The organism is Clostridioides difficile ATCC 9689 = DSM 1296, from assembly GCF_001077535.1.
GTDB classification, from domain to species: domain Bacteria; phylum Bacillota; class Clostridia; order Peptostreptococcales; family Peptostreptococcaceae; genus Clostridioides; species Clostridioides difficile.
In genome coordinates, this window is record NZ_CP011968.1 from 2,412,521 (window position 1) to 2,424,527 (window position 12,007).

Below are 12,007 nucleotides of genomic sequence, written 5' to 3' on the forward strand. Positions count from 1 at the left end.
TACAAAGTTGATTTGATACTTGCTTATTCTCCAACGTCATTATTTTCTACATAATTTTTCACATTTTCAATTCCTATACTTAATTTCATAATTCCAAAAAATAACTGTTCCACTTCTTTCTCTGTAAAATCTTCAAATAAAAGCTGTAATACTTTTTCCTGCATACCTCTTACTTTTTTAGAATACTCTTCCACTCTATCTTTTGTCACAAGACAGATAGCTCTTGAATCTTTTTCATTTTGCTCAATTTCTATAAAACCTTTCTTTTCTAAAGCAATAGCTAGTTTTTTTACATTTTGTCTTGAACACCCCATTAATTCTCCAAGTTTGGTTAATGTAAGAGTTTCATCTACAGAGTCCGCAATAGCTAAAAGTAACCATTGTTTCATTGTTAATTCTGGGTCTAATTTATCACATGTAGTTTGAAGTTTATTTTGCATTACAAATATACTTGCAAATATAGCTTGTTTTCTACTATCATCATCTACCATATATTTTTTCATTAAACTTTCTGCATCCATTATTATACACTTCTCTTTATCTTAGATTTTAATTTTTTGATAATTTTAAATAGTAATTAGTTACTTTATATTATAGTAATTAGTTACTATTGTGTCAATAAATTTATTTTTATTATAAATGGCAAAACGGCATAGCATTATGGCTATACCGTTTCATAAAATCATATTTACAATCAATTTATAATAAATTATAAATTAAATATATTTTAGGCTATAATAAGTTTTTCAAAATTTACTCTAAAGCATACTTTTTATACTTATTATATTCTATATTGCTACATTCTACATCTAAAATAGCTCCATCTTCTCTGTATTCTGTATTTATAATGCTCGTATTTTCGTTAAAATAAGAAACTACATGACCTTTATCATATGGAATTAAGAACTTACATCTTACATAATCTTTAAATATGCTATCACAAATACATTTTATCATTTTATCTATATTTATATCTTTTTTAACTGAAACAAATATACCTTCTTTATCGATACTATCTAAAATTCTATCCAATACTTCTACATCTATTAAATCAATTTTATTATACACATGTATCATAGGTATACCATCTGCACCTATTTGTTTTAAAGTATCTTCTGTCACTTTAATATGACTTTTATAGCTTGGATTTGAAATATCAATAACATGTAACAGTACGTCTGCCTCACATGCTTCTTCTAATGTTGACCTAAATGCTTTTACTAAGTCATGTGGTAGATTACTTACAAAACCAACAGTATCAGATAATAAAAATTCTTTGTTATTTGCAAGAACTATATTTCTGACAGAAGTTTCAAGTGTAGCAAATAACATGTTTTTCTCAAACACTTTCTTTTCTTCAGAGTTTTTAAATATATCTACTAGTTTATTCATTATTGAAGATTTACCAGCATTTGTATACCCGACTAGAGCTACATTTGGAAGATTTGATTTTCTTCTCATACTTCTTTGAGTTTCTCTTTGGAATTTTAAATCATCCAACTCCCTATTTAAAGATGTTATCTTTTCTTCTATTCTTCTACGGTCAAGTTCTAATTTTTTCTCACCAGAACCTCTATTTTTAGTACCAACTCCACCACTTTGACGTCCTAAATTTTCATTTGAACCTATAAGTCTTGGTAACATATATTTTAAACTTGCTACTTCTACTTGAAGTTTAGCTTCTCTAGTTTTTGCCCTTTGTGCAAATATATCAAGTATCAATGCCGTTCTATCTATAATTTCACAATTAAGCTTTTCTTCAAGATTTTTTAGTTGTGATGTAGAAAGTTCATTGTAAAATATAACTATCTCTATATTTTCTTTCTTTATTAAGTTTAATATTTCCTCAACTTTACCTGTCCCAATGTAAAATGCTCTATTAACCTGCTTTGCATTTTGAGTTATACTCCCTACAACATCAATATCACATGCTGAACATAAGTTTTCAAGTTCAATCATTAGTTCATTAAAGTCCTCAGATTTATTATTTATGTTTAATCCTACTGTTATTCCTTTTTTCGCCATATCCATATTCTCCTTATCTGCTATTTTTTATTTAATCTATAGCACGAGATTATGGCTCTATAATTAAATTCATCAAGAATTTTGCTTTTTATCTTATCCTTAAATGACACTTCTTATTTACTATTATAATAACCATAATCGTGCATTATTTTCTCAATCTTATATAAAAAATCACTTTCTTACACCTCCTCCCAAATATATTATGCAGTTTTTTCAATAAAAAAACTCCTTACAAATCTAAGTAATACAAAACAAGCTACTTATATCATAAGAAGGATTAAAATTCTAAATATATATTAAAAATACATTAGTTTAATTAACTTATATGTAATTATCATTTTATATTTAACCCTATTCTTAAATTTAAGTAGTTATTTGCATGATTAATAAAAGTAATAAAAACATATACTTCAATATAATCATCAACTATTAAAATTAAATTCTATTTATAATAAAATTTAAAGAATAAAATTAAATATACATTTTGATAATCACCTCCAACATTTTCCTTACTACATATTATAATAAAATAAACACTTTGTAAAGACATAAAATTATGTGGCTATCTCAAAATATAGAGAATCCTCTTTTTCATTGTTAAAATGATAAAAATACATTTTATTTCATACACAAAAGAGTGCCTTATGAATTAAAAAGTTCATTTTAAGGCACCCTCATTTATTTTATCTTATTAATTACATGTCTATGCTAAGATAGTTTTTTGTTACATTGCTTCATCTTCTTCAAATTGAGAATTGTAAAGATTGGCATAGAATCCGCCTTTCTTTAGAAGTTCCTCATGATTTCCTTGTTCAACTATATCTCCTTCATTCATTACAAGAATCATATCAGCATCACGTATAGTTGATAATCTGTGGGCTATAACAAAACTTGTTCTACCTTCCATAAGATTATCCATAGCTTTTTGAATCAATACTTCTGTTCTAGTATCGACAGAACTTGTAGCTTCATCTAATATTAAAATTTTAGGATCAGCTAAAATAGCACGAGCTATAGTCAATAATTGTTTTTGACCTTGAGAAACATTACTTGCTTCTTCATTTAATTTCATCTTATATCCATCTGGTAATGTCTTAATAAATCTATGAACATGTGCAGATTTAGCAGCCTCTATAACTTCTTCATCTGTAGCATTCAACTTACCATATCTTATATTTTCCATAATTGAACCACTAAATAACCATGTATCTTGAAGAACCATACCAAACATTTCTCTAAGCTCACTACGATTAAAATCTTTAATATTATGACCATCAATCAGTATTGAACCGCTATTAACATCATAAAATCTCATTAACAGTTTAACTATTGTAGTTTTACCTGCTCCTGTAGGTCCAACAATAGCAACTTTTTGACCAGGTTTAACATTTACTGAGAAATCATTTATTATAGTCTTGTTTGGGTTATATCCAAAGTTGACATTTTCAAAATCAATTTTACCTTCTAAACCATCTATTGAAACTGCATTTTCAACAATTTGGACTTCTTCTTCCTCTTCTAAAAACTCAAATACTCTTTCAGAAGCTGCTGCTGTTGATTGCAATAAATTGGCAACCTGTGCAATCTGAGTCATTGGCTGTGTAAAGTTTCTTACATATTGTATAAATGACTGTATGTCACCAACCTCAATTGTTTTCTTAATTGCAAGCCAACCTCCTAAGATTGATACCATTACATATCCCAAGTTTCCAATAAACATCATAAGTGGTTGCATTATACCTGATAAAAATTGAGATTTCCACGCTGAATTATACAGGCTATCATTTAATTTATCAAACTCCTCAATTACTTCATCTTCACGATTAAATGCTTTTACTATTGTTTGGCCACTGTAAGTTTCTTCAACTTGACCATTTACATTTCCTAAATATTCTTGTTGATATCTAAAGTATTTTTGTGATTTCTTTATTATTCTTGAAATTACAAACATTGATATTGGTAATATTAAAACTGCCACTAATGTCATAATTCCACTTATAGATAACATCATTATCAAAACACCTATCATAGTTGTTACTGATGTTATAAGCTGTGTCATACTTTGATTTAAACTTTGATTTAAAGTATCTATATCATTCGTAATTCTCGATAATATTTCACCATGTGTCTTAGTATCAAAATACTTCATTGGCAATCTATCCAATTTTGCTGAAATCTCTTTTCTTAAATTATAGGATACTTTTTGAGAAATTCCACTCATTATAAATCCTTGTATAAAAGAGAACAGTGCACTTATCAAATAAAGGAAAAGTAAAAAGGTTAAGATTTTTCCAATTGCATTAAAATCTATACCTACGTTTCCTCCAGAAACTTTACTCACTAACCCTTCAAATATCTTTGTAGTTGCCTTTCCTAAAATTTTTGGACCTACTATAGAAAACGACGCACTACCAATAGCAAATACAATTACTAGAATTATTGATATTTTAAATTTAGATAAATATGCAATTAGTTTTCGCATAGTCCCTTTAAAGTCATTTGCTTTTTGTCCTGCTCCCATAGATTTTCCCATAGGACCTCTTCCCATTCTACTCATTAGCTAGCTCCTCCTTTGAAAGTTGTGATAAAGCTATTTGCTCATAAACTTCGCAATTTTTTAGAAGCTCTTTATGTGTTCCTATTCCAACTATTTCTCCCTCATTTAAAACAATTATCTGTTCTGCATTTAAGATAGTACTAATTCTTTGTGCAACTATTAGAACTGTACTTTCAGCAGTTTTTGATTTTAAAGCCTTACGAAGAGCTGCATCAGTTTTTAAGTCAAGTGCTGAAAAACTATCATCAAATATATAAACTTCTGGATTTTTTGCTATTGCTCTTGCAATAGAAAGTCTTTGTTTTTGACCTCCAGATACATTTGTTCCACCTTGAGAAATTTCAGTTTTAAAAGCTTCCGGTTTAGAATCTATAAATTCTGTAGCTTGAGCTATTTCAGCTGCTGTTCTCATTTCTTCATCTGTTGCGTCTTTTCTACCATATTTTAAGTTGGATTCTATAGTACCAGAAAACAATACTCCCTTTTGAGGTACATATCCAATTTTTTCCCTTAAATCATGTTGAGAAACATTTTTTATATTAACTCCACCAAGTAATATTTCTCCTTCAGTAACATCAAAGAAACGAGGAATTAAATTTATAAGAGTTGACTTACCACTACCAGTACTTCCTATAAAGGCAGTTGTTTCTCCTGGCTTTGCTGTAAAAGATATATTTGTTAATATAGGTTCTTCTGCGTCTGGATACATGAACGAAACATTTTTAAATTCAACAAGACCCTTTTTATCTTCCTTAAACTCTTGTGCCTCTGATTTTTCTGGGTCTTTTATGCTTATATCTGACACTAATACTTCATCTATACGTGTAGCTGAAACGGATGCTCTTGGAAGCATAATAGATACCATTGATATCATTAAGAATGACATTATTATTTGCATTGTATATTGTATAAATGCCATCATATCTCCAACTTGCATTGCTCCAGAATCAACACTGTATGCACCTCTCCAAACTATAAGAACTGTGATAAGGTTCATTATAAGCATCATAGCAGGCATCATACATGTCATAACTCTATTTACAAAAAGATTTGTTTTAGTTAAATTTTTATTTGCTTTATCAAATCTTTCTTCTTCATGTTTTTCAGTACTAAAAGCTCTGATAACTGGAATACCAGTAATTATTTCACGGCTTACTAAGTTTAACTTATCAACAAGCTTTTGAACCAGTTTAAACTTAGGCATAACCACTGAGAATAACACTACAATTAATGATAAGATAGCAACTACTGCTACTGCTATAATCCAGGCCATTGAAGTATTTGTGTTTAAAACCTTTATCACTCCACCTATAGCCATTATAGGTGCATAGAATACTATTCTAAGCAACATAACCATCAACATTTGTATCTGTTGAATATCATTTGTACTACGAGTAATTAATGAAGCTGTAGAAAATTCATTCATTTCAGTATTTGAAAATGACATAACTTTTCTAAATACTCCACTTCTTAAATTTCTACCTACACTTGCGGCTACTCTTGCTGCTAAAAATCCTACTGTTATTGTAGCTACCATACTAATCATTGCTATACCAAGCATTTTAGCACCAGTAAATAATATATAATTATTTTGAGTTTTTTCTGTATCAATACCTATTTTCTCATATTCTGACCTTACATATGAAACAGAGCTTTGTGTTATCATACTCTCTGGCATACTTTCAAAGCCTTTGCTCATCTCTTTAGTCAATGTATCTAACTGTTCCTTTGGCATTGCTGATAACAATTTAAATATATCAACATCTCCACTTTGAGTAGCTTGTGGTGGAAGTTTACTCATTAACTGAGCTTTCATAGCTTTTACCTCTTTACTATCGCCCTCAAGCCCTGATACTATTAAAATAGCTTTACCAAAAATAACATTTAAATCATCTATAGTGTCTTTGTCTTTAGTATTTAACTCATAAAGAGATTCATCTTTTAGACCTGGGTACTTATCTTTATACTTAACATAATCCTTTTTATTCAGCAAAGTATAATTATCTAGTACTTTATCCTTACTACTTTTATCCATAAATAAAGTAATTTTATTTAATTCACTCTCTCTAATCACAGATGGAACAGAGTTTTCTACTCCACCTTGTTGTATACCTACATTTACTATATTGGATGTGTATTCTGGTAAAGAAAGGTCACATACCGCTTGAATTACCAATAGACAGACTATTATTACTATTGATAATGCCGATTTCTTTAAATATTTAATTAATTTAAACATACATTTCTTCCCTTCTGTAATATTAATTAGTCTAATAACATTAAATTGAAAAACATTATTTTAAACTTTAAAAATATTTTTCATCTTCATGCTTATGACATCCTGCTTTTAAATTATCTCGTACTTGCATTAGAAGTCTTCTAAGTACTATTTTTTCTTCTTCACTAAATCCTAAAAAAAACTCTCTTTCCAATTCCTTGTTAAATTCTTCAACTTTATTACATATTTCTAAACCTTTGTCTGTCAAAAAAATCCTAGATACTCTTTGGTCCTTTTCATCTTGTTTTCTTTCCACAAGTCCAGCTTTTTCCATCCTCTTTATCATAACTGTAGTTGTAGATGCTTTTACTTTCCTTTTATCTGCTAATTCTTTTTGACTTTGCCCATCTTTCATCTTTAAAGAAAAAAGTATTTGGGGTTGACCATGATATAAGCCTAATTTATCAAAATAAAAATGAGTTCTTATAAAATATATTCGCATTAATTGCAAGAAAACATCATTTAATTTTTCTTCAGAATTGCTATTCATACTTGCCCTCCTTATTTTTTATATTACTTAGTCAGCTAAGTATTATTTTACTATACTGCATGCATTTTTTCAATATATTTATAAAAAATTCATATAAATTTCATTTATTAAATATTTTTATATCATATAGTTATAATTTTAATAAATAATAGTAAGATTTTTAATTAGTCAGCTACTTATATTTTTTATTGTAAAGCTTAAAATAAACCTTTTCATATATTTTTAAATAAAAAAGTTGTCCCAAAATAAATTTTGAAACAACATCATATTCAACAGTATCTTGATTATATAACATTATGATACTCTACTTATCTTCATATCCATTTACAACAACATCTAACTTCCCAGTTTCAGGTGATATAATTAGACCATGTACAATAATACCATCTGGAATTAAAGGATGCCCTTTTATTAAATCAATACTATCTTTTACAGATTCTTCTGCAGAATCGAATCCATGTAACCATTGTTTTGTATCAATTCCAGCACTACGAAGTGTAAGTATTACATCATTAGATATTCCTCTATCTAAAATTTTACCAAGTAACTTATCCGTATCAACATTACACATACCACATCCATGATGCCCTACAACCATAACCTCATCTACATCAAATTCGTAAATTGCAACTAAAACACTTCTCATAATACTTCCAAAAGGATGCATTATAGTAGCTCCTGCATTTTTTATTAGTTTCACATCTCCATTTTTCAAATTCATAGCCTTAGGCAAAAGCTCAGTTAATCTTGTATCCATACAAGATAAGACTACTATTTTTTTATTTGGATGTTTTGATGTCACATATTGTTCATATTCTTTGTTCTCTACAAATGATTTATTATATTCTAATATCTCTTCAAGTTTTCTCATATGTAATATCACCCTCTTTAAAAATTTTTTTATTATTATATCACTATTAAAGTACAATATATACACATATAATTTAATTTATATTTATTAAATTATTTTATAAGATTATTACTCTACTATAAATCTTGTATATAACTTGTATTTATAAGTATTTGTATATTTATTTTTTATAATCTAAACTAATATTATATATTTTCATTATTTTTTTAATTATAATTTTTTTAAAATTTTATTCTAAATGCCTTACTTATAATTAATTTTTTATTTCACCTATATATAATTAGATTTAAAAATGTTTACCTTACCAATATAATGATTAAACTCAAAAGTCTTATTGAAAAATTTTCTATTTACATAAATTGTTCAATATATAAAATAGAAAATTTTTTTAATTTTCAAAATATATTCTACATATCTAATATGTAATTACAATAAAAAATGCTATAATTAACATATTATTAATTCGTTTTATTATTGTAGTATGGCTATGAAATTATGAAAATATTTCTCTAATTAAAAATATGATTTATCCATATTTGTTTATTGTAGATACAGACTATACAAAAATAAATAGCACTTATTTCAGTATAAAAACATATATAGTCTATATTTAGACTAAAAAAGTATAAATAGTCTATATAAAACAACTTAAACTATGAATATAATCTAAAGTGGAGGGATAATAATTGGCAAATATAGGAAAAATAATAGGAGATAGAATAAAAGTCTATAGAACAAAATTGGGATATAGTCAAGAGTTTCTAGCAGAAAAGGCAGGTTTACATCCAACATATATTGGTCAGATTGAAAGAGCTGAGACAAATACATCTATCAATATTATAATGAAAATTGCTACTGCTTTAGACATACCACTTGAATTGTTATTTGCAAATATTATTACAACAGAAGGCGTTGATAACTCTGTACCTTTAGAATGTTATGAAATGATTAATAAATTAACTGAAAAAGAACAAATTGCAATGCTAGAGTTAATAAAGTGCATCATTAAATACAAAGAAATATAAGTGAGGGAAATAGTAACAATAATGAATTATATAGGTAAAAGACTTAAAGAAGAACGGAAAAAAGCAAATTTAACTTCAAAAGAATTTGCAAATATGGTTGGAGTATCGCCTTGGTATATAACTCAAATCGAAAGTGGTAAAAAGAATCCAAGTCTTAAAACATTCATAAAATTTGTAAATATATTAAATATTTCTGCAGATGTTCTTATAAAAGATATTACTTCCACTGGAAAAACATATTTAGAAAATGATATAAATGAAGAGTTAAAAGACTTAAATTCAAGAGAACTAAATCTGATATCACAGATTATAGACATCATAAAAAAGAATAAAATATAATTCTTTATATTTTATATAAAAAAAAAGGTTATTTGAAATAAATAACCTTTTTTTGTCTTTTTGTGTTAACATTGTCTTATAGTGCTAATGAGTACTATTAGACCATGTTCTATGGCCTTATTTTAATATAAAACGATTGGAGATAGGCTATGATTGTGATTGAAGGTAGCGATAAATTTAAGATTGCAAAAGAATATATTGATGTAGAATATACTCTTTTTAGCAAAGTAACTTTTAGGTATGAAAAGTTGAAATTTAAAGATAATGCTGAATTGGAAAAAATTAAGATGTTTAAATATAAAAATGGCTACATCCCTAATAAATTAAACCTTTCTTTTGGATATGGATTCTCTTCTTATAAAAAGCAAATAATTAGAGAAACTGTAGATACTTTAAGATTGACAGAAATTTTTTCAAGCGAGAACATAGAAGATATTAAATTTATAAAAGATGGTACAAAAAAATTAGAAATTAGCATAGAGAAAGTTGTGAAATTTAAACGTCGAAAAAAAAGAAATTATGTTTGTTGCTATTGCCCTGATATGTATAGAGACATAAAACTCGACAAAGAATCTATCAATAAGATATACAACAGAAAAATAAAAATAGAAAGAGAAGTTAATATTTTTGAAGATGAGGATGTTATAATAAACAAGAAAGTATTGAAGTTTCCAAAGTCTTGGACAAAGAATATGCAAAAATATTGGTTAAGTGAAAATAAGTATCCCATACATTCTACTGTAATTGATGATGATAGATATAAATGTTGTAATGTACAATATACAAAAAATAGAGTGATAATATTATATTACATATATAACCATTAATATACATAATTACAAAAAAATAATGACAAATATACATAATACAAATATATCTTCTACTTTAGATAAAACAGTTATTATGAAAACTTACTATCTATAAATAATAGAAATGCTAGTATACCATCTATAATCTAATGTCTAGTAGGTTTTAATGGCATATTTTAAATATGCCATAGTTGATTTATAAGATTTTCTATATCACTTTCAAAATACACACTAAATAGTTGCTTTTCAGATATAATTGCCCAATTTAAATTTTACTATCTGAAAAGTTTTTTATATTTAATTTATATCTTCAAAAATACCGTCTAATATTTCTATATAATTAATTTAATTAATACTCTTATGTAATAGATTAAGTACTGAATTTAACTCTTTAAATGATATTTGCCCTGGTGCTGAAACACTTTTTGCAGCTCCAAAAGTCAATGCAGAACCAAATATTTCACCACACAATCTACTTATAACACCCATTCCTGACATTGACATTGTTATTATTGGTCTATCTGCATAAATTTTAAACATTTCATTTGTAGCTTCAAGTAGCACTAACACATCTTTTTCATTTTGCGGCATAACAGCTATTTTGGGTAAATCTGCGCCCAATTCCTGCATTCTACATAAACGAGATACAATCTCTTCTTTTTTTGGAGTTTTATTAAAATCATGATTAGATATAATTACTTTCACTTCTTTTTTATGAGCAAAATTAACTACTTCATCTATGACCTCATCTCCCATAAATAACTCTACATCTATTAAATCTACTAAACCTGTATTAGAAATTTCTTTATTCAAAGTAGTATAATAATCTCTTGATATTAATTTTTCTCCCCCTTCTACTACACTTCTAAATGTGAATAATAAAGGGATATCATGTATATAACTTCTTAATTCATAGAGAACTTCCTTAACTTCTTTAATATTTTCTACATTCTCAAAAAAATCAACTCGCCACTCTATAATATCCAAACATGCATCTTTTAACTCTTTAGCCTCTTTTATAATATCTTTTTTATTTTTCCCAATAATTGGTACACAAATTTTAGGTCTACCTTCTCCAATAGTAATATTTTTTACTTGAACTTTTCTTTTCATATTCTCCTCCATAATCAGAAATTCTATAGGACTTTAAATTCTATTTTCTGCACAATTTAATTATACATTAAAAATACTATACATTATAAAAATACTAATTTAAAAATAATTTTTATTCTAATTCTTAAAACAATCCCACATATTTTAGAAAAGGTACTCTATAATATACAAACACTTCTTTTTTACCTAAATTTATTTTAACATCCTATAATTTTCATAATATTCTTTAAATTTTATTCATATAAACAATATTATTCTGGATGCTAATAGAATTAATCTATAAATCATAGTATAATTATGCAGAAATAACTCGAATTTCACTACTTATGAAGAGATTGAATATTAATGAATCTAAATCATTTGCATTATTTAAGAGTTTTGACTAAAGTTGAACACCATACAAAAGTAGCTACTCAATTGTTTATACCCCAACCAAGCTTAAGTAATGTTATATAGATTCTCGAAAAAGAATTTAGTATCTTTTTATTTGAAAAACTTAT

The 12,007-nt window shown here is 26.7% G+C and carries 10 protein-coding genes; 3 read left to right on the forward strand and 7 right to left on the reverse strand.

Annotation, left to right across the window (positions count from 1 at the left end):
* Positions 1 to 23: 23 nt before the first annotated feature.
* The 6 genes from CDIF1296T_RS11645 to CDIF1296T_RS11675 form a co-directional block, all read right to left on the reverse strand.
* The gene (locus CDIF1296T_RS11645) at positions 24 to 521 is read right to left on the reverse strand and encodes a MarR family winged helix-turn-helix transcriptional regulator (protein ID WP_009897367.1); all 498 of its coding nucleotides are present in this window, start codon (positions 519 to 521) and stop codon (positions 24 to 26) included.
* A gap of 232 nt (positions 522 to 753) precedes the next feature.
* Entirely contained in the window at positions 754 to 2,025 is a 1,272-nt protein-coding gene (gene hflX / locus CDIF1296T_RS11650) for a GTPase HflX (protein WP_009897369.1), read from the reverse strand.
* Between the two features lie 724 nt (positions 2,026 to 2,749).
* On the reverse strand, positions 2,750 to 4,582 hold the full coding sequence (locus CDIF1296T_RS11655) for an ABC transporter ATP-binding protein (RefSeq protein ID WP_003433862.1): 1,833 nt from the start codon (positions 4,580 to 4,582) through the stop codon (positions 2,750 to 2,752).
* The gene (locus CDIF1296T_RS11660; RefSeq protein ID WP_003433859.1) at positions 4,575 to 6,821 is read right to left on the reverse strand and encodes an ABC transporter ATP-binding protein; all 2,247 of its coding nucleotides are present in this window, start codon (positions 6,819 to 6,821) and stop codon (positions 4,575 to 4,577) included. The genes CDIF1296T_RS11655 and CDIF1296T_RS11660 overlap by 8 nt, the downstream gene beginning before the upstream one ends.
* 67 nt (positions 6,822 to 6,888) lie before the next feature.
* The gene (locus tag CDIF1296T_RS11665) at positions 6,889 to 7,350 is read right to left on the reverse strand and encodes a MarR family winged helix-turn-helix transcriptional regulator (protein WP_003433857.1); all 462 of its coding nucleotides are present in this window, start codon (positions 7,348 to 7,350) and stop codon (positions 6,889 to 6,891) included.
* A 304-nt stretch (positions 7,351 to 7,654) separates the two neighbouring features.
* Positions 7,655 to 8,221: a beta-class carbonic anhydrase gene (locus CDIF1296T_RS11675; protein ID WP_003423380.1), complete on the reverse strand. Its 567-nt coding sequence runs from the start codon at positions 8,219 to 8,221 to the stop codon at positions 7,655 to 7,657.
* Between the two features lie 686 nt (positions 8,222 to 8,907).
* Here CDIF1296T_RS11675 and CDIF1296T_RS11680 point away from each other — a divergent pair.
* From CDIF1296T_RS11680 to CDIF1296T_RS11690, 3 genes are all read left to right on the forward strand, one after another.
* Positions 8,908 to 9,246, forward strand: a complete 339-nt coding sequence (locus CDIF1296T_RS11680) for a helix-turn-helix domain-containing protein (RefSeq protein ID WP_003423377.1) — start codon at positions 8,908 to 8,910, stop codon at positions 9,244 to 9,246.
* Positions 9,247 to 9,267: 21 nt separating this feature from the next.
* Positions 9,268 to 9,585, forward strand: a complete 318-nt coding sequence (locus CDIF1296T_RS11685) for a helix-turn-helix domain-containing protein (RefSeq protein WP_009890395.1) — start codon at positions 9,268 to 9,270, stop codon at positions 9,583 to 9,585.
* 149 nt (positions 9,586 to 9,734) lie between these two features.
* Entirely contained in the window at positions 9,735 to 10,412 is a 678-nt protein-coding gene (locus tag CDIF1296T_RS11690; RefSeq protein ID WP_003433851.1) for a hypothetical protein, read from the forward strand.
* Positions 10,413 to 10,739: 327 nt separating this feature from the next.
* On the opposite strand, the gene aroD is transcribed toward CDIF1296T_RS11690, so the two are convergent.
* Positions 10,740 to 11,507 carry a type I 3-dehydroquinate dehydratase gene (gene aroD, locus CDIF1296T_RS11695; RefSeq protein WP_009897376.1) on the reverse strand — a complete coding sequence of 256 codons (768 nt, stop codon included), beginning with the start codon at positions 11,505 to 11,507 and terminating at the stop codon, positions 10,740 to 10,742.
* Between the last annotated feature and the right edge of the window lie 500 nt (positions 11,508 to 12,007).

What these genes read in the sequence shown, in the direction of transcription:
- CDIF1296T_RS11690 (WP_003433851.1), top strand. Translation starts at nt 9,735, where the DNA reads ATGATTGTGATTGAAGGTAGCGATAAATTTAAGATTGCAAAAGAATAT.
- CDIF1296T_RS11645 (WP_009897367.1), bottom strand. Translation starts at nt 521, where the DNA reads ATGGATGCAGAAAGTTTAATGAAAAAATATATGGTAGATGATGATAGT.
- hflX (WP_009897369.1), bottom strand. Translation starts at nt 2,025, where the DNA reads ATGGCGAAAAAAGGAATAACAGTAGGATTAAACATAAATAATAAATCT.
- aroD (WP_009897376.1), bottom strand. Translation starts at nt 11,507, where the DNA reads ATGAAAAGAAAAGTTCAAGTAAAAAATATTACTATTGGAGAAGGTAGA.
- CDIF1296T_RS11655 (WP_003433862.1), bottom strand. Translation starts at nt 4,582, where the DNA reads ATGAGTAGAATGGGAAGAGGTCCTATGGGAAAATCTATGGGAGCAGGA.
- CDIF1296T_RS11660 (WP_003433859.1), bottom strand. Translation starts at nt 6,821, where the DNA reads ATGTTTAAATTAATTAAATATTTAAAGAAATCGGCATTATCAATAGTA.
- CDIF1296T_RS11685 (WP_009890395.1), top strand. Translation starts at nt 9,268, where the DNA reads ATGAATTATATAGGTAAAAGACTTAAAGAAGAACGGAAAAAAGCAAAT.
- CDIF1296T_RS11665 (WP_003433857.1), bottom strand. Translation starts at nt 7,350, where the DNA reads ATGAATAGCAATTCTGAAGAAAAATTAAATGATGTTTTCTTGCAATTA.
- CDIF1296T_RS11675 (WP_003423380.1), bottom strand. Translation starts at nt 8,221, where the DNA reads ATGAGAAAACTTGAAGAGATATTAGAATATAATAAATCATTTGTAGAG.